This window comes from Streptomyces atratus, assembly GCF_040655115.1.
Lineage (GTDB): Bacteria > Actinomycetota > Actinomycetes > Streptomycetales > Streptomycetaceae > Streptomyces > Streptomyces atratus_D.
Map to the genome: position 1 here is coordinate 60257 of NZ_JBFAJH010000016.1, position 21360 is coordinate 81616.

At 70.5% G+C, this 21360-nt stretch carries 17 protein-coding genes; 14 read left to right on the forward strand and 3 right to left on the reverse strand.

Annotation, left to right across the window (positions count from 1 at the left end; translation table 11 throughout):
* The first annotated feature begins 145 nt into the window (after positions 1–145).
* The 4 genes from AB0I23_RS19460 (at position 146) to AB0I23_RS19475 (ending at position 3900) form a co-directional block, all read left to right on the forward strand.
* A complete protein-coding gene (locus tag AB0I23_RS19460) occupies positions 146–928 on the forward strand; it encodes an FHA domain-containing protein (RefSeq protein WP_359110732.1) in 783 nt (260 codons plus the stop codon).
* Positions 925–2337, forward strand: a complete 1413-nt coding sequence (locus tag AB0I23_RS19465) for a serine/threonine-protein kinase (RefSeq protein ID WP_359110734.1) — start codon at positions 925–927, stop codon at positions 2335–2337. The genes AB0I23_RS19460 and AB0I23_RS19465 overlap by 4 nt, the downstream gene beginning before the upstream one ends.
* Before the next feature lie 84 nt (positions 2338–2421).
* Positions 2422–3357 (forward strand): hypothetical protein, encoded by a 936-nt coding sequence (locus tag AB0I23_RS19470; RefSeq protein ID WP_359110735.1) that lies wholly within the window; start codon positions 2422–2424, stop codon positions 3355–3357.
* An 81-nt stretch (positions 3358–3438) separates the two neighbouring features.
* Positions 3439–3900 (forward strand): hypothetical protein, encoded by a 462-nt coding sequence (locus tag AB0I23_RS19475; RefSeq protein ID WP_359110737.1) that lies wholly within the window; start codon positions 3439–3441, stop codon positions 3898–3900.
* Positions 3901–4031: 131 nt separating this feature from the next.
* Here AB0I23_RS19475 and AB0I23_RS19480 read toward each other — a convergent pair whose 3' ends face one another.
* The gene (locus AB0I23_RS19480) at positions 4032–4439 is read right to left on the reverse strand and encodes a hypothetical protein (RefSeq protein ID WP_359110738.1); all 408 of its coding nucleotides are present in this window, start codon (positions 4437–4439) and stop codon (positions 4032–4034) included.
* Positions 4440–5113: 674 nt separating this feature from the next.
* Positions 5114–6769: a PucR family transcriptional regulator gene (locus AB0I23_RS19485; RefSeq protein ID WP_436846961.1), complete on the reverse strand. Its 1656-nt coding sequence runs from the start codon at positions 6767–6769 to the stop codon at positions 5114–5116.
* A gap of 261 nt (positions 6770–7030) precedes the next feature.
* Between AB0I23_RS19485 and AB0I23_RS19490 the strand changes: the two genes are divergently transcribed.
* From AB0I23_RS19490 to AB0I23_RS19500, 3 genes are read left to right on the forward strand one after another with little or no spacing between them, the layout of a single operon-like run.
* Positions 7031–8299: an aspartate aminotransferase family protein gene (locus AB0I23_RS19490; protein WP_359110740.1), complete on the forward strand. Its 1269-nt coding sequence runs from the start codon at positions 7031–7033 to the stop codon at positions 8297–8299.
* Entirely contained in the window at positions 8296–11163 is a 2868-nt protein-coding gene (locus AB0I23_RS19495; RefSeq protein WP_359110742.1) for an FAD-binding and (Fe-S)-binding domain-containing protein, read from the forward strand. The genes AB0I23_RS19490 and AB0I23_RS19495 overlap by 4 nt, the downstream gene beginning before the upstream one ends.
* Positions 11160–12599 (forward strand): NAD-dependent succinate-semialdehyde dehydrogenase, encoded by a 1440-nt coding sequence (locus tag AB0I23_RS19500; RefSeq protein ID WP_359110744.1) that lies wholly within the window; start codon positions 11160–11162, stop codon positions 12597–12599. Before AB0I23_RS19495 ends, AB0I23_RS19500 begins: the two co-directional genes overlap by 4 nt.
* Positions 12600–12726: 127 nt before the next feature.
* On the opposite strand, the gene AB0I23_RS19505 is transcribed toward AB0I23_RS19500, so the two are convergent.
* Positions 12727–13473 carry an IclR family transcriptional regulator gene (locus tag AB0I23_RS19505; protein WP_359110843.1) on the reverse strand — a complete coding sequence of 249 codons (747 nt, stop codon included), beginning with the start codon at positions 13471–13473 and terminating at the stop codon, positions 12727–12729.
* A 257-nt stretch (positions 13474–13730) separates the two neighbouring features.
* Here AB0I23_RS19505 and solA point away from each other — a divergent pair, with 257 nt between their 5' ends.
* From solA to AB0I23_RS19540, 7 genes are all read left to right on the forward strand, one after another.
* Positions 13731–14864, forward strand: coding sequence for an N-methyl-L-tryptophan oxidase (gene solA / locus AB0I23_RS19510; RefSeq protein ID WP_359110746.1), 1134 nt, complete (start codon positions 13731–13733; stop codon positions 14862–14864).
* A 5-nt stretch (positions 14865–14869) separates the two neighbouring features.
* Positions 14870–15850: a succinylglutamate desuccinylase/aspartoacylase family protein gene (locus AB0I23_RS19515; RefSeq protein ID WP_359110747.1), complete on the forward strand. Its 981-nt coding sequence runs from the start codon at positions 14870–14872 to the stop codon at positions 15848–15850.
* Between the two features lie 73 nt (positions 15851–15923).
* Positions 15924–17024, forward strand: coding sequence for an ABC transporter substrate-binding protein (locus tag AB0I23_RS19520; RefSeq protein WP_359110749.1), 1101 nt, complete (start codon positions 15924–15926; stop codon positions 17022–17024).
* On the forward strand, positions 17017–18156 hold the full coding sequence (locus tag AB0I23_RS19525) for an ABC transporter ATP-binding protein (protein ID WP_359110751.1): 1140 nt from the start codon (positions 17017–17019) through the stop codon (positions 18154–18156). The genes AB0I23_RS19520 and AB0I23_RS19525 overlap by 8 nt, the downstream gene beginning before the upstream one ends.
* On the forward strand, positions 18153–19094 hold the full coding sequence (locus AB0I23_RS19530) for an ABC transporter permease (RefSeq protein WP_359110752.1): 942 nt from the start codon (positions 18153–18155) through the stop codon (positions 19092–19094). Before AB0I23_RS19525 ends, AB0I23_RS19530 begins: the two co-directional genes overlap by 4 nt.
* Entirely contained in the window at positions 19091–19960 is an 870-nt protein-coding gene (locus tag AB0I23_RS19535; RefSeq protein WP_359110754.1) for an ABC transporter permease, read from the forward strand. Before AB0I23_RS19530 ends, AB0I23_RS19535 begins: the two co-directional genes overlap by 4 nt.
* A complete protein-coding gene (locus AB0I23_RS19540) occupies positions 19957–21348 on the forward strand; it encodes an aminotransferase class III-fold pyridoxal phosphate-dependent enzyme (protein WP_359110756.1) in 1392 nt (463 codons plus the stop codon). The genes AB0I23_RS19535 and AB0I23_RS19540 overlap by 4 nt, the downstream gene beginning before the upstream one ends.
* Positions 21349–21360: the final 12 nt, after the last annotated feature.

Below are 21360 nucleotides of genomic sequence, written 5' to 3' on the forward strand. Positions count from 1 at the left end.
CGGATGACGTGCTGGACCGCATGACGCGTCGGACCGGTACGGCGCTGCGCGATCAGGCGTGGCGCCGCACCGGCCTGCGCGTCTTGCAGATGTTTATCGGCGTTTCCTACCCTCACGGCATACCTTCGGGGGAAGGAATCAGTCCATGTACACCATTGTCGTGGTTCCAGGGCCCGGTATGGCCCCCTGCGAGCAGCTCCGGCTGGCACCGGGAGAGACCCTCCGCTTCGGCCGGGAAGCACCCACCGGCCCCCAATCCCTGCTGACCATCGCGCACGACGGCGTCTCGCGTTCCGCGGGCGAGATCACCGCGACGGACACGTACTGGTCGCTCAGCAACTTCAGCCGCACGGCGACCTACGCCGTCGAGAACCCGGAAGGCGCCGGGGAGCACATCAAGGTGGCGCCGAGGCGACTGGGCGCACCCGTGGCGTTCGAGTTCTCCAGGGTGGTCCTGCCCGCCGGTACCGAGTTGCTCAGCTTCGACGTATGGGCACCGCGGCACGACTACGCAGCCCCGGCGGACGGGCCGGACCGTTCGGACCGGAGCGACCCCGCCCTGAGCTGTGGCGGGGAGTCCACCGCGCTGGCGTTTCCCCTCGACCGGTCCAAGCGGTACTTCACCGTGCTGGCGGCCCTGTGCGAGCCCCGCCTGCGCGGTGAACCGTACGCACCGCTGCCCACCGTGGAACAGGTCGTCGAACGGCTGCGCCCGCGGTGGCCGGCGGCCAACCGGGCCGCCGTGCAGTGGAACATCGACTACCTGGCGGTGAAGCTACGGCTCAAGCCCGGTCCCGAGTCCTGCGAGCCCGGCCCCCGCCTCAACGGCAAGAAGGAGATGCTCGTCTCGCTCGCGCTCCGCTTCGACCTGGTGCGCGAGGACGACCTCGCGGCGCAGGCCTTCTCCGCGAGCGGTGCGACCCGGTGAGTGGCCAACAGCCGTACGCCGTCGCGTCCGTTCCGCCCGGCTACCGCGTGGGCCCATGGATCGTCGAGGAGCCGCTCGGCGCGGGGGCGTTCGGCCACGTCTACGCCGCCCGGCACGCGGACGCCGACGCGGAACCGGCCCGCGCCGCCCTGAAGTTCCTGCCGACCGGCACGCGGACGCCACGTCAGCTGGGCCACCTCCGGGAGCTGGCCGAGCGGGAGGTGGACCTGCTGAGCCGGCTCCGTTCGCCGCGGCTGATTCGGCTCCACGATGCGCTGACGGTGGACGCCCCGGCCCACCCGGAGCTCGACGGCGCCACCGTCCTCGTACTGGAGGAGGCGCGCGGCTCCCTCGACGCCTTGCTGTCCGCGGACCGTCCGCCGCGCCAGGGGCCTGCCCTGCTCGTGCAGATCTGCGAGGGTCTGCAGCAACTGCACGACGCGGGCTGGGTGCACGGCGACCTCAAGCCGGGCAACGTGCTGCTGATGGAGGACGGCACGGCACGGCTCGGCGACTTCAACATGGCGGCCGAACTGGAGGGCACGCACGCGTACTCCCCCGCGTTCGCGACGGCCGACTACACCCCGCCCGAGCTGCTGTGGTCCGAGATCGGCGAGCGCGGAATGCAGATCCGGCCGAGCACGGACATCTGGGCGTTCGGGGTGCTGGCACACCTGGTCCTGACCGGTTCGTTCCCGCTGCCCGGCGGCACCCCGACGGCCCGGCGGGACGCGGTGGTGCGCTACGCCCGCGGGGAGGAGGAACTGCGGCTGTCGTCCGAACTCCCTGTGGCCTGGCGGGAGATCGTGGCGGACTGCCTCGCCCGTACGCATGAGGAACGGGCCCCGTGCGACGCGGCGTCGCTGCTGCTGCGGACCTCGGAGGCGGCGGCGGGCCGGCTGCCGCGCCGCAGGCGCGTGCGCCGCCCCCTGCTCGCGGCGGTGGCCGGTGTGCTGGCGCTGGCGGTGGCGGGCCTCGGGATACGGACACTGCTGGACGAGGACCCGGCCACGAAACCGGCCGCCCGGACGAGCGCCGGGGCCGGCGCGGACGCGAGTGCGGGCAGGAGCCCCGGGCCGACGCGGACGGCCACGGGTTACGACCGCTGTGCGCCGGGTTACGTCTGCTTCTTCTCGAAGGCGGACGGCGGAGGCGAGATGTGCGCCTGGGAGGGTGACGACTCCGACTGGTCCGACGGCCAGAACGACTGCACCTGGGCAAACGCGAGCAGCCCGGGCTCGATCTACAACAACGGAGTGGCCGATCCGAAGGGCTTCATCCACGTCACGTACTTCGCGGAGGCCGGCCTGCGCAAACGCCTCGGCTGCGTCGAGCGGGGACAACGTCGCAACGTCCCCCTGATGTGGTTCGTGCGCTCCCACACCTGGGCCAAGACCTGCTCCCTATGACGTGCGAGGTACCGCCCGCCCCGGCGCCGGCGGGATGGTGTTGCTGTGCCACCGGGGGGTGGCACAGCAACGGGGGGCAGTGGCATGAAGCGCAGGTTCATCGCCGCGTGTGCGGTCGCGGCGGTCTTGTCGGCCGCCGTGACCGGGTGCGTACAGAACACCTCGGGGCAGGGGCCGACGACCGCGGCCGCGTCCACCCGGACCGGGCAGGAGTCCGAACCGACGCAGGCGGAGCGGCTGAGGATCTCCGACGCCACGGAGGCGCTGATCAAGCGGTGCATGAACCGTGCGGGTTTCTCGTACTGGACCGGTACCCGGCTGAGCCTTGAGGAGAGCCGGTCACCCGGCTATGTCAATGACGACGTCGACTGGGCTGCTGAGCACGGCTACGGCAGCCGAATCCAGGAGAAGGCCGACAAGGCCCGGCGGGCGAATCCGAACGGCACCTATCGCGCCGGACTCTCCCCGCAGCGCCGTCGGGCCTACGACAAGGCGCTCGACGGCGGCCGGGACGCCACCGTCCTCACCGCCGAGATCCCGACCCCGGACGGCACCGGGAAGATCAGCAAGCGGCTCGGCGGCTGCTCGGCGAAGGCCGAGAAGAAGCTGTACGGGGACCCGGCCGCCTGGTTCCGCGCGGACAAGGCCGTCACCAACCTCCAGCCCCTGTACGTCTCCCGGATCACCCGGGACAAGAAGTTCACCGACGCCCTCACGGCCTGGGCCCGGTGCATGGCCGCGGCCGGCCACCGGTATCCCGATCCGCCCGCAGCGCAGGACGCGGTGGCGCGGCAGGCTGCCGGCCTCGCCCCGGCCGAAGCGTTCGAGGCCGAGAAACGCCTCGCGGTGGCCGAGGCCCGCTGCGCCCGCACGAGCTTGCTCGCGGCTGTCGCCCGGGAGCGCGAGACGTACTACCGAGGCACCCTGCCCGACCGGTACGAGGAGCTGATCGACACCCACCGGCGGCTGGAACACGACGCGTACACACGCGCGGCCGGGATCACCGGCCCGCGGGCCTGATCCGGCCCGCCCCACAGACCTCCACGGCACCGTGCCGTGGATCACCATGCCTCTGACGAGGCGGACACACAGGAGCAAACGATGCGAAAGCTGGGCATGTCCATCGCCGCACTCGGTCTGGCAGCCGCCGGACTGGTCGTCCCCGCCACGGCCGCCCAGGCGGCCACCTCGGCCGCCGCGGCCAACCACTGCAACGACATCTGGCCGGGGCGCAACGGCAAGGTGTACGCCTACAACTACACGTACTGCAACGGGTACCTGGGCAGCACCGCGGGCGACGACTCCGACTGGGACTCGGCGGGGGGCGGCTTCGAGAACGACTGGGACAAGGCCTCGTCCGTTCTCAACGCGGGGTACACCGGCAGCTACGACATCGTGAAGTTCTACTACCTCGCGAGCTACTCCGGTGGCTACAACTGCCTCGACGCGAACGAGTTCTTCGTCGACGACCTGTCCCGGAACACGTTCAGCAACGGCGTGAACATGAACAACAACATCCGGTCCCACAAGTGGGTGAACAGCTGCGACCGTTGGATGGACTGACGCGAACGGCTGAACGGCTGAGCGCCTGAACAGCAGAGCGGCTCAGCGGCTGAGCACCTGAACGGTTGAGCGCGCGTACGGCCCACCGGCTTATGGCCGGTGGGCCGTACGCTTCCCGACGAGCGGGACCCCTAGCTCTGCCACACCTTGCTCGTGGCGATCCTCTGCAGCTCGGCAAGGGTCAGAGCGGGGTCCTTCCGGCCGGCGGCCACGTTCTGGTTCGCCGCGTTGAACGCGGAGATCACCACGCGGAGGCCGTCGGGGCGGATCGTGTCCACCTGCCGCATCTTCACGCCCTTGCCACCCTTCTCACCCGGACCCTGATGTGTGGTGACCTTCGTGCCATCCGCCAGGACCTTCGCGTCGGAGCCGAAGAGATCACCTTCGACCTCGGACATGTTCGGCTGGACGTTGATCTGCACGAAGCTCTTGCCCTGGCCGTCGTCCACCACGACGTACGCGTACTCCGTCTCCTGCTTCCCGGACGCCTTCACCGTCAGGCCGTCGGGGAGCCGCTTGGTCAGCTCGCCCACGATCACGTCGCCGCTCAGCGCCTGCGGGGCCGGTGTGCCGGTGCCTGCTCGACAGGCTCGGGGAGGGACGCGACGATCGGGAGCCACTTCTCGGCCGGACCAGCGCCTCCATCCGGTCCAGCGACAGCGGAGGGGCGGTACGGCTGACCGGCGCGTCCTTCTCCGCGGGCGCGTGCGCTGTGAGCGTTACGGGCGATATCCTGACGCACGTTTGACGCATGCGGCGCATGTTTGACGAACGCTCTGGCGTGTCGTCAGGTGTCTTGGGCTGCAGGTCAGTAGCCCGCGAGGGCTGGGATCTGGCCGAGGGCTTTACCGAAGCCTTGCCGAGTCAGTAGGAGTTGGGGCCGTGCGGGCTCCAGTGGTGGAGGGGGCCGCAGGTCGTCAGGACGGCTTCCGGGACGGCGGGTAGCTGGGGAGTCGTGCTCAGAGGGTTCAGGCGCTCGAGATGTGCGTCGGCGAACTCGAGCCATGCCTCGGCTGTGGTCGTCGCCTGATCGGTCGGCAGAGCTTCTACTTGGGCTCGGACAGCGGCGACGTATTCGGCCAGCCGAGTCGCGTAGCGCCATTGCTGGGTCCGCCGGTGTTGGTCTTGATGACGCGGCCGTTGTTCTCGGCCAGGCGTGTGCGCGGCGAAGGCGCGGCGGTCCTTGATGGAACTTCCGCGGGCGAGGCGCGGGTCAGCGGACGCGCAAGACGTCCAGCGCTGTCAGGGCTACGTGCAACGCCGTGCGCTGTTCGCCGGATTCGAGGTCGCAGTCGAGCAGGCGCTCGATGGTGCGCAGGCGTTGGTAGAACGTCTCGCGGGACAGGCCGCCGCCACGGGCGGCGCTGGTCTTGTTGCCGGCGGCGTCGAGGTAGTGGCGGAGGGTCGTCAGCAGGTCGGTGCCATGTCGGCCGTCGTGATCGAGGAGGCGGCCGAGTTGTTGTTCGGCGTATTCCTGGATCCGGGTGTCCTCGCGGAGCGCGTACAGCAGGCGGCGCAGGTCGATGTCGGAGAGTTCGTGGAAGGAGCGGCCCTGGGGGAGGGGCTGGTCGGGCGGGGTGGCCGCGGCCACGCGGGTTGCCTGGTGGAAGGAACGGGGGACGTCCGTGAGGTCGTCGACCCCGGAGCCGGCGCTCACGACAGCCTGTGGGGAGAGGTCGAGCGCGGCGTGGCTCAGCCGTTCGACCGCGGGTTGCCAGGGGCGTGAGGGGCCCAGGGTGAGCAGTACTCCCAGACGGCCGGGGGCCAGTTCGCCGATGAGTGCCGGGATTCCTGCCGTGTGCAGGTCCTGGGACAGGCGGGTCTCGGGATTCGCTGTGGTGTCTTTCGCGGGGAGGTCCACCACAACCGTGAGGAAGCGGCTGTTCTCGGTGGGCAGGCCCAGCGCGGCCAGGCGGGCGCGGGCATCTTCGGGGGAGCGGTGGCGCTGCTCGACGAGGTCGCGAAGGACGTTGCGGTGCGCGGTGCGTTCCCAGGGTGTGGGGTGGATGAGGCGGGCGACGGTCAGGGCCATCGCCGTTCTCTCCAGGACGGTGAGGTGCTCCGGTCCGAAGGCCGGTTCGGTGGCGGGAGCGGGCAGCATGGCCACGCGGCCCCAGCGTTCGCCCTGGTATTCGACCGGTGCGGTGAGCCAGCCTTCCGGGCCGCGTTGGCTCGTGCGGTCCCCGGGCGGCGTCGACCTGGATCGTTGCTCCCAGTCGGTGAGTGCTTCCTCCAGGGTGGTGCCGGAGGGTTCGCAGATCAGTGCCTGGTGGACCAGGTTTTCCAGGACGACCGTGCGGCCGCTCATCTCGGCTGCCGCGCGCATGACGTCCTCCGGTCCGGCCCCGCGCAGCGTCAGCGTGGTGAACGCCTCGTGGACGCGCTGGGTGCGGCGCATCGCCTCGGTCTGGTTGCCGAGGATGAGGGCGTGGACGACCTGGGTGACCTCCAGGAAGTTGACGTCCTTGGCGAGGGTGATCAGGGGCAGGCCACGGGCGCGGCAGGCTTGGACGAGCGCGTCGGGCGGGCGGTGGTAGCGCCGTACGAGTTCGATGACCAGGGCCGCCGCTCCGATGCCGGCGAGTTCATCGACGTAGCGGCGCACCCCCGCGACGTCGTCGGGCAGGGGCATGCCGGTCGTCAGGACGAGTTCGCCCCCCTTGAGGAAGGAGGCGGGGTCGGTCAGTTCGGTGATGTGGACCCAGCGGACCGGCCGGTCGAGGTCGGGTACGCCGGTGACGACCTGGGGCTGGCCGGAGGCCAGGACGGGCAGGGCCAGGACGTCGGCGATGGTGAGGGCGTGGCCGGGCGGACTGCTGTTCCGGTCGCCCGTGTCCGGCGGCCGCGCCGTCGAGGGGTTGTCGTTCACGGTGTCTCCATGGGGGTCCCCCCGCTCGAGCGAAGCCGAGAGTGGGGGAGTGCCCGGTCACTGTGACAAGCCTTGTTGACCTGCGCAAGAGCTGTTCCGCCTGGAGCGGACGGGACAGTGAGCGGCGCATTCCAGGCCCGCTCCTGACAGAACGTCCGAACACTGTGCCCGCACCGGACAGATCGCGCGTTGGCTCCCTGCGGGGCGGTGGAGATGCTCGGGAGACCGCACCAGTCCGACGACCCACGCCGGGAGACGAATATGATCGCACTGTCGCCGCACCTTCGCCAGGCCACTCCCGTGGTGGCGGTCCGGGGCGAGGGCGTCCATCTTTATGGCGAGGACGGCCGCCGGTACCTGGACTTCACCGCCGGAATCGGCGTGACCAGCACCGGACACTGCCACCCCACGGTCGTGGCGGCGGCGCAGGAGCAGGTGGGCAAGCTCGTCCACGGTCAGTACACGACCGTCATGCACCAGCCGCTGCGGCGACTCGTCGACAAGCTCGGTGAGGTGCTGCCGGCCGGACTGGACAGCTTGTTCTTCACCAACTCCGGAAGCGAGGCAGTGGAGGCCGCGCTGCGGCTGGCCCGCCAGGCCACCGGCCGCCCCAACGTCATCGTCTGCCACGGCGGCTTCCACGGCCGTACCGTCGCCGCCGCCTCGATGACCACCTCCGGCACCCGCTTCCGCTCCGGCTTCTCCCCGCTGATGAGCGGCGTGGTCGTCACCCCGTTTCCGTCGGCCTACCGCTACGGCTGGGACGAGGAGACCGCCACCCGCTTCGCCCTCCAGGAGCTCGACTACACGCTCCAGACGATCTCCTCGCCCGCCGACACGGCCGCGATCATCGTCGAGCCGGTGCTGGGCGAGGGCGGGTACGTTCCCGCGACCGGCGCTTTCCTGGAAGGGCTGCGCGAGCGGGCCGACCGGCACGGCTTCCTGATGATCCTGGACGAGGTGCAAACCGGAGTGGGCCGCACCGGCCGGTTCTGGGGCCACGACCACTTCGGCGTCACTCCCGACATCCTCGTCACCGCAAAGGGCCTGGCCAGCGGCTTCCCGCTGTCCGGCATCGCCGCCTCCGAGGAGCTGATGGCCAAGGCGTGGCCCGGTTCCCAGGGCGGTACGTACGGCGCCAACGCCGTCGCCTGCGCCGCGGCCTGCGCCACCCTCGACGTCGTACGCGACGAGAAGCTCGTCGAGAACGCCGAGGCGATGGGAGCGCGGCTGCGGCACGGCCTGGAGGCGGTCGCCGACCGGACGCCAGGTATCGGGGACGTGCGGGGCCTCGGGCTGATGCTGGCCACCGAGTTCGTCACGGAGGACGGCAGCCCCGACCCCGAGACCGCCGCCCGCGTGCAGCGGGCCGCCGTCGACGAGGGCCTGCTCCTGCTGCTGTGCGGGGCCTGGAACCAGGTCGTGCGGATGATTCCGGCGCTGGTGATCGACGAGACGGCGGTGGACGAGGGACTTCAGGCGTGGGCGACGGCGGTGGAGGCCGGTACCTCAGGAGCGTCGGCACAATGAGCGAGAGCGTGGCGCGGCTGACCGCCCGGCTGGCCGAGACGGCTCCGGGCCTGCGGGTGGAATCCGGCCCGGGCGCCCTCGGTCAGTACGCCTACGACGCCTCCAACTACCGCGTCCCCCCGCAGGCTGTGGCCTTCCCCCGCTCCACCGGCGACGTGGTCGCGGTGCTGTGGGCCTGCAAGGAGACGGGCGTCCCGGTCACCGCCCGCGGCGGCGGCACCAGCATGGCCGGCAACGCGGTCGGACCGGGCGTCGTCCTGGACTTCTCCCGGTACATGAACCGGATCCTCGACATCGACCCGGTCACCGGGACCGCGCGTGTCCAGGCTGGAGTCGTCCTCGACGCGCTGAGCAGTGCCACAGCTCCGCACGGTCTCACGTTCGGCCCCGACCCGTCGTCGCACAGCCGCTGCACCCTGGGCGGCATGATCGGCAACGACGCGTGCGGCAACCGGTCCGTGCGGCACGGGCGGACCAGCAGCCACATCGAGGCGCTGGAGATCGTGACGGCCGACGGCGTGCGGGCCGTCGCCGACCGCGTGGGGCTCCACCCGGTGGACCCCGAGGACGCGGAGCACGTCGCCCGCCTCGAAGCGGACGTACGACGTCTGATCGGCGACAATCTGGCGCCGATCCGGACCGAGCTGGGCCGCATTCCCCGCCAGGTCTCCGGCTACCAGCTGCACCACCTGCTGCCCGAGCACGGCTTCGACATGGCCCGCGCCCTGGTGGGTACCGAGGGCTCCTGTGCGGTCGTCACCGCCGCGACGGTCCGCCTGGTGGCGACCGCACCGGCTTCGGCGCTGCTGACCCTCGGCTACGACGACGTCGTCGACGCGGCCGAGGACGTGCCGGAGATCCTGCGGTGGAACCCCACCGCTGTGGAGGGCATGGACGAGGCGATCGTCGCCACCATGCGCGCCCGCCGCGGCCCCGACTCGGTCACTGGACTGCCCGACGGGCGTGCCTGGCTGTACGTCGAGCTCGACGGCGACGACGAGGCGACGGTCAACGCCCGCGCGGCCGAACTCCTCGACGTGCTCAAGGCGCAGGGCCGGATGACCGGCGGGCGGGTCGTGGAGAGCCCGGCCGAGCGGCGCTCACTGTGGCGGGTCCGCGAGGACGGGGCCGGCCTGGCCGCCCGCCTCGTCGACGGCGGGGAGTCCTGGCCCGGCTGGGAGGACTCGGCGGTCGCGCCTGAGGACCTCGCCGGATATCTGCGGGACTTCCGCAAACTCCTGGCCGACCACGGGCTCACGGGCGTGATGTACGGGCACTTCGGCGCGGGATGCGTGCACGTGCGCATCGACTTCGACCTCGCCACGGACGAGGGCCGCACCGCCGCCCGTCGCTTCCTGCACGAGGCCGCCGCCCTGGTCGTCGCGCACGGCGGGACGCTGTCCGGCGAGCACGGCGACGGGCGGGCGCGCGGTGAGCTGCTGGAGGTAATGTACAGCCGCCGGATGATCCGGGCGTTCGCTGCCTTCAAGGAGGTCTTCGACCCCGAGGGGCTGCTGAACCCGGGCGTCATCGTCGCCCCGGCCCTGCTCGACGCCGATCTCGCGCTGCACCAGATCCAGCCCCTGGTAACGGAGTTCACCTTCCCGCACGATGAGGACGGCTTCGCGGGCGCCGCCCGCCGCTGCGTCGGCGTCGGCCGATGTCGCAGCGACGTGGGTGGTGTGATGTGTCCCAGCTACCGGGCCACGGGGGAGGAGAACGACTCCACGCGGGGCCGGGCCCGCCTGCTCCAGGAGATGGTGCGCGGGGAGACCGTCCAGGACGGCTGGCGCTCGACGGAGGTCAAGGATGCCCTCGACCTGTGCCTGTCCTGCAAGGCGTGCTCCTCCGACTGCCCGGTCGGCGTCGACATGGCGACCTACAAGGCCGAGTTCCTGCACCAGCACTACAAGGGCAGGCTCAGACCCCGCTCCCACTACTCGCTGGGCTGGCTGCCGCTGAGCTCCGCCCTTGCCGGGTACGCCGCCCGACCCCTCAACGTCCTGCTGCGCGGACCCTTCGGCAAGCTCCTCGCCCGCTTCGGAGGCGTGACCACGAAGCGCAGGATCCCGGCCTTCGCCTCCCGTCGCTCCCTGCGCGAGGCCCTGCGCAAGGCGAAGACCGGCGACCCGTCGAAGGCCCTCCTCTTTGTCGACAGCTTCACCCGCGCATTCCGTCCCGAGGTGGCCGGAGCGGCGAGCCGTGTGCTCGCCGACGCCGGAATCCCGTGCACGGCGGAGGAGGGCCTGTGCTGCGGTCTGACCTGGGTCAGCACCGGCCAGCTGTCGGTGGCCCGAAGGATCATGGCCCGTACGGTCGCCCACCTCGACAACGGAGACGAGCGGCCCATCATTGTGGCCGAACCCAGTTGCGCCGCCACGCTCAAGCGCGACGTGCCCGAGCTCCTCGGGACTGACGCCGCCCGCAGGGTCGCGGACCGCGTCCACACGTTCACCGGGGCACTGACGGACCTTGCCGCGCAGGGCTGGACCCCGCCGCCGCTGCCCGAGGATGTCGTGCTGCAGCCCCACTGCCACGAGTACGCCGCCTTCAAGGGACGCCGCCCCGCCGACCTGCTGCGCCGCCTGGGCGTGGGCAAGGTGGACGAGGCCGAGGGCTGCTGCGGACTCGCCGGGAACTTCGGCTTCGAGAAGCAGCACTACGACACCTCGATGGCCGTGGCCGACCTGGCCCTGAGGCCCCGCCTCGACGGCATCGACCAGGACACGCCGACCGTCGTCGTCGCCGACGGCTTCAGCTGCGCCACCCAGATCGACCACCTCGCCGGTGACCGGGGCGTCCGTGCCCTGCACCTCGCGGAACTACTCGACCCCGCCGCCGACCCATCAGGAGAGACGTCATGACCGACATACCCACGCAGTTGTTCATCGGCGGGGCCTGGGTGGACGCCGCGGACGGCGCCACCATGCCCGTGGACGACCCCGCGACCGGCGAGATCATCGCCCACGTCGCCGACGCCGGCGCCAAGGACGCCCGGCTCGCGGAGGACGCGGCCGTCCAGGCACAGGAGGAGTGGGCCCGTACGGCACCGCGGGCGCGCAGTGAGATCCTGCGCCGCGCCTACGAGATCATCCTCGAGCGCACCGACGAACTCGCCCACCTGATGACGTCGGAGATGGGTAAGCCGCTGGCCGAGGCCAGGGGAGAGGTGGCCTACGCGGCCGAGTTCTTCCGCTGGTTCTCGGAGGAAGCCGTGCGTATCGACGGCGGCGGAGGCGTTCTGCCGGACGGCCGCAACCGCATGCTGCTCTCCCGCCGCCCGGTCGGCCCCTGTCTGCTGATCACCCCTTGGAACTTCCCGCTCGCCATGGGCACCCGCAAGATCGGCCCGGCGATCGCGGCGGGCTGCACGATGATCCTCAAGCCGGCCCCGCAGACCCCGCTCTCCAGCCTGGCCCTCGCCGCGATCCTCAAGGAGGCCGGGCTGCCGGACGGCGTGCTGAACGTTGTCACCACCTCCCGTGCGGGGGAGGTGTGCGAGCCGCTCCTGCGCGGCGGGCGGATTCGCAAGCTTTCCTTCACCGGCTCCACGCAGGTCGGGCGGCTGCTGCTGGCCCAGTGCGCGGACAAGGTCGTACGGAGCTCGATGGAGCTGGGCGGCAACGCGCCGTTCATGGTCTTCGACGACGCCGACCTGGACACGGCCGTGGACGGCGCGATGCTCGCCAAGATGCGCAACATGGGCGAGGCGTGCACGGCCGCGAACCGCTTCTTCGTCCACCGGTCGGTGGCGGAGGAGTTCGCGACGCGCCTCGCCGAGCGTATGGGCACGCTCGTGGTGGGTCCCGGCACCCGGGACGGTGTCGACGTCGGCCCTCTCATCGACGCCGGCGGGCGAGCCAAGGTCGAGGAACTGGTCGCCGACGCGGTGGAGCGCGGCGCCCGGGTACTCGTCGGTGGCCGTACCCCCGAGGGACCGGGCTGCTTCTACCCGCCGACCGTGCTCACCGACGTTGACCCTGGCAGCCGCCTGATGGACACGGAGATCTTCGGCCCCGTCGCGGCGATCCTCACCTTCGACGACGAGGACGAGGTCCTGCGCCGTGCCAATGACACTCCCTGGGGACTCGTCGGCTACGTCTTCACCGAGGGCCTGGACCGCGCCCTGCGGGTCAGCGAGCGTCTGGAGGTCGGCATGGTCGGCCTCAACACCGGGCTCGTCTCCAACCCGGCCGCTCCCTTCGGCGGCGTGAAGCAGTCCGGGCTCGGCCGTGAGGGCGGCCGGGTCGGAATCGACGAGTTCCTGGAGTACCAGTACTTGGCAGTGCCGGTGCGATAACTCCCCAAGGGACGCGGGGCCGTGTCGATATGCGGCTCCGTCCAGTGGGCGCGACCAGCCACGGACGACCCGCAGTCGCTCGATCACAATTCCCTGCATACGTGCTTCGCCCGCACAAGCGGAGCGTTCACGCGCCGTTGCGCCGCGCCGCGATCTCCGTGGCGGTCTCGGCGACAAGACGTCCCAGCTCGGGAAGTCGTTCCGCGTCGTACCGTGAATCGGGCATGGAAATGGCGACGGTCGCCAGTGGTGTCCCGTCCTCGTCCAGGATCGGCGCGGCCACGGCGTACACGTCCGGTCGGTACTGGTTGCGGTTGACCGAGTAACCGTCGGCGCGCACACGCTCCAACTCCGCGTGCAGTTGGTCGGCATCGGTTGGCGTCACCTCGCCGAACGGCTCCAGCCCCTGCGCGATGAGGTCGTTCACGTCCGCCTTCGGCACATGCGCGAGGACGGCACGTCCTGTGGCGGTGGCATGCAGCGGTGAGGTGTCGCCGATGGCGTGGAACGTCCGTACCGCGTGCGTGCAGTCCACTCGGTCCACGACCACCATGCACTGCAACGCGTCCGGCACCGACAGGTGAATGGTCTCGTTCACCGCGTCCCGCAGCCGGATCATGGGCTCCCGTGCCGCCGCGAACAGGCTCGACCCCTGGAGCGCCGCCGGCCGTACGGCGAGCACGCGCGCGCCGATCTCCCATCGGGTGGTGTCCTTGCGGTTCGCCCGCAGCCACCCGGCCTCGTTCAGGGTGACCAGCGTGCGCTGCACGGTCGACTTGGGCAGTCCGAAGAGCTTGGTCAGCTCCCCCACAGTCACCGGCTGGTGCTGCGCGACCGCCTCCAGGATGCGCAGTGACCTGGTGACACTCTTCATTTCCATCTGGTTTCCCCCCGTTAACTCTGCGAATTGCTTGAGTACACCCCTTGACTCCCTCCGAAAGTCACTGTCAAGCTCGTGCCAGATTCTAGCACAGCGTTCCACAATGTGGCACGGTGCTCGAAGAAGTGGCCCGAAGCCCCCGCTTCCCGGAAAGTCCGAGTCGGCAACCCTAGCCGCCATCGCATCCGGAATTACAGAATCCGCATACCGGGCGCCCAGCATCCACGGCCCGGGAGACGAAAGGAACCCTCGTGTCTGCCAGCAAGCGCGTCGCCGTCGTCGGCGTCGGAACGATGGGCAGCCAGGCCGCCTGGCGCCTGGCCGCCCGTGGCGCCGAGGTCGTCGGCTACGACCGCTTCGCCCCGGGCCACGACCGCAGCGCCGCCGGCGGCGAGACCCGCATCTTCCGCAGCGCCCACTTCGAGGACTCCCGGTACGTGCCGCTGCTCCAGCACGCCGACGTCCTCTGGGGGCAGCTTCAGCAGGAGACGGGCCGTGAGCTGCGCCGCCTGACCGGATGCCTGCTGATGGGGCCGACCGAGCACCACCAGATGGCCACCGTCCTGGAGTCCATCGCCGAGCACGGTCTCGACCACGAGGTCCTCGACGCCGAGCTGCTCGCCAAGCGCTTCCCACAGTTCCGGATCGAGGACGGCGACGCGGCTGTGCTCGACCGCCGCGCGGGCTTCATCCGGCCCGAGCTGACGATCCAGACCGCCGCCCGCCGAGCCGAGCAACTCGGCGCCCGCATCCACCGCTACACCACGGTCCGCGAGATCGTCCCCGTCGCGGGCGGCGTCGAGATCCGCACCGACACCGGCAGCGAGCGCTTCGACACCGCTGTCGTCACCGTCGGCCCCTGGGTCAACGACCTGCTGCCCGAGCTGCCGTGGGAGGTGGACATCCGCCGCCTCATCAGCGCCTGGTACGTGCCCACCACCGACGCCTGGTTCGGCGAGGAGCGCCCCGCCTTCATCCGTACGGCGCCCACGCACTGCTACGGCCTGCCCTCCCCGGACGGGGTCTCCGTCAAGCTCGGCCTGTCCCGTGCCCTGCACCGCGCCGCCGGCGACCCGAACCGGCTGGACCGGACGGTGCAGCCCGAAGAGCTGGAGATCTTCACGGAGTTGATGGGGCGTTACATGCCGGACCTGAGCCCCGACCCGGTCCGCCTCTCCGTCTACATGGAGGGCTACACCGAGAGCAGCCGCCCGCTGGTCGGGCCGCTGCCGGGCGCGGAGAACGTCGTCCTGCTCGCCGGTTTCTCCGGCCACGGCTTCAAACTCTCGCCCGCTTTCGGCGACGTCGCGGCGGACCTGGCGCTGGACGGCACCTCGCCTCAGCCCATCGACTTCATCTCCACCCTCGACCGAGCGAAGGCGTGACGGCCATGACCAGCACCCTCACCGTCGGCGCCCTGAGCGCCGAGCCCGGGACCAAGACCCGCGGCACCGTCCCCGCCGACCTCGGCACCCTCACCGTGGACATCCCGCTGACCCTCGTCAACGGCGTCCATCCCGGCCCCCGCGTCGTCATCACCGCGGGTGTGCACGGCGGCGAGTTCACCGGCGTCGACGCCGCCACCCGGCTCGCGGCCCTGCTCGAACCCGGCGAGGTCCACGGCCAGGTGGTCGTCTGCCCGGTCGCCAACCCCCCGGCCGTCTACCAGGGCCGGCTCGGCGTCTCCCCGGTCGACGGTGTCAACATCAACCGCGTCTTCCCGGGTGACCCCGACGGAGGCCCCACCGAACGGCTGGCCGCCTGGCTGTTCACGAACCTCCTCGACGGCGCCGACGCCTACGTCGACCTGCACTCCGGCGGCATCGACGAGGTCCTGACGGACTTCGTCGGCTACCGCCTCACCGGAGACCCCGCTCTGGACGCGAAGACGGCCGGCATGGCCGGCGCCCTCGGCATCGAGGACGTCATCTTCGGAATGAACGCCGACGGCGGCAACAGCCACGCGGCCGCCGCCCGCCGGGGCGTCCCGGCGATCCTCGTGGAGACCGGCCGGCTCGGCGAACGCGACCCGGAGACCGCCCGCCGCCTCGTCGCCGGCCTGTACGGGGTGCTGGACCGGCTCGGCAGCCTCGACACCCAGCACCATGACCCGCAGTCGGCCGTCCGCGAGTGGGTCTGGGCCGCCGGCGTCACTGCCGAGACCTCCGGCCTCTGGTACCCGGAGTTCACCGTCGGCGACGACGTGACGGAGGGCCAGGTCATCGGCCACGTCATCGACCCCGCCGACGGCCAGGAACACAAGGTCCACACCCCGGCCACGGGACGGATCTTCTACGGCATGCACGGCCTGACCGTCGCCGCCGGCACCGAACTCGCAGCCATCGCCGCCCCCGCCCCCCACGACCACTGACCCCAGCATCCACACGACCAGATCGAGACCCACCAGCACGCTCCCCTCGTACCGCACCACCAGGAGGCACCCCGTGAAAGACTCCCGGATAGACCGCAGAGTGTTCCTGCGCGGAGTCGGCGGTATCGCCGCAGGCGTCGCCGCCACCTCGCTCACCGCCTGCGGCACCGGCACCAGCCGGTCCGTCGACAGCGGCGGCAAGAGCTCCAAGACCCTCGTGGTCCGCAACAGCGGCGGCTCCTACGGCGACGCCAACCAGCAGGCGATCTACGACCCGTTCACCAAGGAGACCGGCATCCAGGTCAAGGTGGTGAACATCGATTACGCCCAGATGCTCGCCCAGATCAAGCAGGGCCGCCCCCAGTTCGACGTCATCGACGACTCCATGGCCGACTTCGTGCTCTTCAAGAAGGAGGGAGCCACCGAGGACCTCGACTACGACCGGCTGAAGAACTTCAAGAACGCCGGCATCGCCAAGAACCTGGTCACCACCAACGCGGTCGGCAAGAACTACTGGGCCAGCGTGATGGCGTACCGCACCGACGCGTTCGGCGGAAGGAAGCCGGCCTCGTGGGCCGACTTCTGGGACACCAAGACGTTCTCCGGCAACCGCGCCCTGCAGGCGCTGGACGCCGACCTGCCGGAGCTGGAGTTCGCCCTCCTCGCCGACGGCGTGGCGCTGGACAAGCTCTACCCGCTCGATGTGGACCGCGCCTTCAAGGTCCTCAGTGAGATCAAGCCCCACGTCCGCAAGTTCTGGGACACCGGCGCCCTGCCCGGCGTGCTGCTGGGCCGCAAGGAGGTCGACGCCTCCAGCGTGTGGCACGGCCGCCTGGATGCCCTGATCAAAGGCGGCGCCCCGCTCGCCTACCAGTGGAACGGCGCCCGCCGACAGAGCAACGCCCTCGGCATCTCCAGGGGCGCCGCGAACCTCGACGCCGCCTACCAGCTCATCGACTTCTCCCTGCGGCCCGAGGTGCAGGCGGCCTATGCCGAGATCTATCCGATGGCCCCGTCGGTGCCGGCCGCGTTCAAGAAGCTCTCCACCACCACGGCCGCGAACCTGGGCAGCTCGCCCGCGCACCTGGAGTCCGGCTTCGACCTGGACGTCGAGTGGTGGATCAAGAACCAGGACGCCGTGTCGAAGCGCTGGCAGGAGTGGACGCATGCCTGAGATCGACGTGATGCCCGAGCTGTCCCTGGCCACCACGGCCGGCCTGGCCGGTTCCGGCAAGCCCCTGTCCGTGACACGGCTTCGGAAGACGTACGGCGGAGTGACGGCCGTCGACGAGGTCTCCATGGAGATCGCGGCGGGCGAGTTCGTCACCTTCCTGGGATCGTCCGGCTCCGGCAAGACCACCACCCTGATGATGATCGCCGGATTCTGCGAGCCCGACTCCGGCAGCATCGTCGTCGGCGGCCGTGACGTGACCCGCCTCGCCCCGCAGAAGCGGGGCCTGGGCTTCGTCTTCCAGCAGTACCTGCTCTTCCCGCACATGACGGTCTGGGAGAACGTCGCCTTCCCGCTGCAACTGCGGGGCGTGTCCAAGGCCGAACAGCGCCGCCGGGTCGGCGAGACGCTGAAGATGGCGGGACTGTCCGCCATGGCCCGGCGCCGCCCCCGTGAGCTGTCCGGCGGCCAGCAGCAGCGCGTCGCGCTCTGCCGGGCCCTGGTATACCGGCCCCCGGTCATCCTCATGGACGAGCCGCTCGGCGCCCTCGACAAGAAACTGCGCGACCAGCTCCAGACCGAGATCAAGCGCATCCAGCGGGAACTCGGCCTCACCGTCATCTACGTGACGCACGACCAGGAAGAGGCCCTCGTCCTCTCCGACCGGATCGCGGTCATGCGGGACGGGCGGATCGACCAGTTCGACACCCCGCAGGAACTCTTCGAGCGCCCCCGCACCCCGTTCGTCGCCGACTTCCTCGGCGCCGCCAACTTCCTCCCGGGCCGCCTGGAGGAACAGACCGCGGACCATACGCTCGTACGGCTCGACACGGGCGGCCTGCTCAAGGCCCGCTCGCAGGCCGTCCCGGACGGCGCACGGGTGCGCGCGGCGGTCCAGCCCGGCCGACTCGCCCTGTGTCCCCCCAACGACGGGTTCTGTACCGGGACCGTCGAGACGGTCACCTATGTCGGCACCCTCGTACGCGTCACCGTCCGCCCTGCTGGAGGCGCGGATAGCGAACTGGTCCGGCTGGAACTGCCCGCCGGCCGCGCCCCCGCCCTCGGCGAACGTGTCGACCTCACCGCGGACCCCGCCAACGTCGGCGTCTTCTCCGACGTGGAACACGGGGGATGACGATGGCCGGATCCGTACTGGCACCCACCCCGGCGCCCGCAGCCGCACCCACACCCGCCCCGGGCAAGAGCCGCCTGGGCCGCGCCCTGTCCGATCGGCGCACCCGCTTCGGACTGCTCAACGCCACCCCCGTCGTCGTCTACCTGCTGATCCTCTTCGTCTATCCGATCTTCAGCACCCTGATGCTGAGCCTCAAGGGCGAGGACGGCGGCTTCACCTTCCACTGGTACACCGACGCCTTCCAGGGCGCCAACCTGGAGATCCTGCTCACCACCCTGCGGATCTCCGCCGAGACCTCCCTGCTCGCCCTGGTCATCGGCTTCGCACTGGCCTCCGCCATCTCCCGGCTCAAGCCCCTGTGGGCCGGCCTGGCGATGATCGTCGTGGTCGTCCCGCACTTCATCAGCGCGCTGGTGCGCACCTACGGCTGGATCATCCTGCTCGGCGACAACGGCGTCGTGAACAACCTCCTGACGGACATTCACTTCCCTGGCGCCCCCTTCCAGTTGCTCTACAACGAGATCGGCGTGGTCATCGGCACCACCGCCGTGATGCTCCCGTACACCGTCCTGCTGCTGTACGCCGTCATGAAGGGCATCGACCGGCGGCTGCTCGCCGCCGCGGCGAGCATGGGCGCGGGCCGGATCACCATCTTCCGTCGCGTCTACGTCCCGCTCGTGGCCCCCGGCCTCGTCAACGCGGGCGTCCTCTCCTTCATCCTCTGCCTCGGCTACTACCTCACCCCCGCCCTCATGGGCGGTGAGAAGCAGACCATGGTCGCCTCGCTCATCGATGAGCAGGTCATGAAGCAGAACCAGTGGAACGGCGCCTCCGCGCTCGGCATCATCCTGCTGCTGCTCACCTTCGCCGGACTGCTGCTGCTCAGGCTGCTGAAGTCGGCGGGCGAGGCCCTTCGGAATCGGGGTACGGCGTCATGATCGAGCTCCGTTCCACCCTGGCCGGACGCATCACCCTGGCCGTCCTGTCCACGCTGATCCTGCTGTTCCTGGCCATGCCGATCGTCGTCATCGTGGTCACCTCCTTCGGCAAGGACGCCTTCGGCTCCTTCCCACCGGAGTCCTGGACGCTCGGCTGGTACAAGCAGTTGTTCGCCGACGGCAGCAAATGGCCCGCCGCACTGGCGCTCAGCGCCCTGGTGGCGGCCATGACCACGGTCTTCTCGCTGATCCTGGGTATGACCGCGGCCACCGCACTCGTCCGCAGCGAACTGCCCCTGCGGTCGGCGGTCTACGGCCTGGTCCTCGCCCCGCTGGTGATTCCCCAGGTCGTCGTCGCCCTCGGCCTGTTCCTGCTCTTCGAGCCCGCCGCGATGCTCGGCAGCCCGATCGCCATCGCCCTCGGTCACACCGTGCTGGCCTCGCCGATCGCCGTGATGATCCTCATGGCCACTCTGAAAGGCATCGACGAACGCCTGGAGGACGCGGCCGCCAGCATGGGCGCCGGTCGGCTGACCGTATGGCGCCGGATCACCCTCCCGCTGGCCATGCCCGGACTCGCCGCAGCCGGCATCTTCTCCTTCATCACCAGCTTCGACGAGTTCTTCATCTCGCAGTTCCTGTCCTCCGTCGACACCGTGACCCTGCCTGTCCAGGTGTTCAACGTCCTCCAGTACAACGTCGATCCGTCCGTGACCGCCGTCAGCGCGATCCTCATCGCGGTCGCCGTCGTGGCCCTCGGACTGGTCGGAGTGGTGCGCAGGCTCAGCGGCTCCGGCAAGCAGGACGGCCTGCTGCCCACGGAGCCCACAGTGGGCCTGCCCGCCGGAAGTGAGACCTCATCATGACCACCAGCACCCGCACCCCGGCAGGTGAACTCTCCGCCACCGCGGCCAGACACCTGCTCCTGAACATGACTCCCAACGGCTCGCTCGGCGAGGCCGGCGAGAACCTCTTCGTCGTCCAGCGCGGCGAGGGCCCGTACGTCGACGATGCCGACGGCAAGCGCTATATCGACGGCCTCTCCGGCCTGTACTGCTGCCAGCTCGGCTACTCCTACGCCCCCGAGTTCGCCGAGGCGGCGGACAAGCAGCTGCGCGAGCTGTGCTTCAGTCCGCTGTGGTCCTCCTCCGCGCACCCCACGGCCATCGAACTCGCCGAGCGGCTCTCGCGGATCGCGCCCGTCGACGTCGAGCACACCTTCTTCTCCGGCGGCGGGGCGGAGGCGGTGGAGACCGCCTGGAAGATCGCCCGCCGCTACCACGCCCTGCGCGGGGAACCGGGCCGGGTGAAGGCGATCTCCCGCCGTGGCGCCTACCACGGGCTGACCATCGGGGCCCTCTCCCTGACAGACGACCCCGGGCTGCGCGAACCCTACGGTCCGGGAGCGATCGAGACCCGGTTCGTGTCCAACACCAACCGGTTCGGCCTCGCCCCCGAGTACGTGGACGACGACGTGTACACGACCCGTCTGCTCGCCGAGCTGGAGGCCGCCATCCTGGCCGAGGGCCCGGAGAGCATCGCGATGCTCATCGCCGAGCCCGTGCAGAACCGGGGCGGCTGCATCACCCCGCCCCAGGGCTACTGGCCGGGCCTGCGCGCCCTGGCCGACCGGTACGGCTTCCTCCTCGTCGCCGACGAGGTCATCACCGCCTTCGGGCGGCTGGGGGCGTGGTTCGGCGGCGACCGCTACGGCGCCCGCCCGGACATCCTCACCGTCGCCAAGGGCATCACCGCCGGATACGCCCCCATGGGCGCAACTCTGGTCAGCAACAGCGTCGTTGAGGTCATCAATCAGCTCGGCGCGGTCCTCAACCACGGCTACACCTTCGCCGGTCACCCGCTGAGCGCGGCCATCGCCCTGCGCAGCCTGGAGATCATGGAGAGGGACCGGATTCTGGAGAACGTCCGTGGCCTCCAGGACCACCTCGCCGCCCGCATGGCCTCCCTCGTGGACCTGCCGATCGTCGGCGACGTCCGCGGTGCCGGGTTCTTCTACGCCTGCGAGCTCGTCGGCGACCTCGACGGCGGCGGCTTCGGCGACACCGTCCGCGCCGACCTGATCGCCGACCTCATCCCGCGCCGGCTGCGCGAGGCCGGCCTCCTGGCCCGCGTCTACAACCGCGCCGCCCCGCTGGTGCAGATCGCGCCCCCGCTGATCAGCGACCGCCAACTCCTCGACCGTATCGCCGACATCCTCGCCGAGACCCTCGCCGAAGCGTCCACCCGTCTGTGACCCCTGTTTCCG

Coding starts and splice junctions, on each gene's coding strand:
- AB0I23_RS19460 (WP_359110732.1), top strand. CDS start 146: ATGTACACCATTGTCGTGGTTCCAGGGCCCGGTATGGCCCCCTGCGAG.
- AB0I23_RS19470 (WP_359110735.1), top strand. CDS start 2,422: ATGAAGCGCAGGTTCATCGCCGCGTGTGCGGTCGCGGCGGTCTTGTCG.
- AB0I23_RS19475 (WP_359110737.1), top strand. CDS start 3,439: ATGCGAAAGCTGGGCATGTCCATCGCCGCACTCGGTCTGGCAGCCGCC.
- AB0I23_RS19490 (WP_359110740.1), top strand. CDS start 7,031: ATGATCGCACTGTCGCCGCACCTTCGCCAGGCCACTCCCGTGGTGGCG.
- AB0I23_RS19495 (WP_359110742.1), top strand. CDS start 8,296: ATGAGCGAGAGCGTGGCGCGGCTGACCGCCCGGCTGGCCGAGACGGCT.
- AB0I23_RS19500 (WP_359110744.1), top strand. CDS start 11,160: ATGACCGACATACCCACGCAGTTGTTCATCGGCGGGGCCTGGGTGGAC.
- AB0I23_RS19505 (WP_359110843.1), bottom strand. CDS start 13,473: ATGAAGAGTGTCACCAGGTCACTGCGCATCCTGGAGGCGGTCGCGCAG.
- AB0I23_RS19515 (WP_359110747.1), top strand. CDS start 14,870: ATGACCAGCACCCTCACCGTCGGCGCCCTGAGCGCCGAGCCCGGGACC.
- AB0I23_RS19525 (WP_359110751.1), top strand. CDS start 17,017: ATGCCTGAGATCGACGTGATGCCCGAGCTGTCCCTGGCCACCACGGCC.
- AB0I23_RS19530 (WP_359110752.1), top strand. CDS start 18,153: ATGACGATGGCCGGATCCGTACTGGCACCCACCCCGGCGCCCGCAGCC.
- AB0I23_RS19535 (WP_359110754.1), top strand. CDS start 19,091: ATGATCGAGCTCCGTTCCACCCTGGCCGGACGCATCACCCTGGCCGTC.
- AB0I23_RS19540 (WP_359110756.1), top strand. CDS start 19,957: ATGACCACCAGCACCCGCACCCCGGCAGGTGAACTCTCCGCCACCGCG.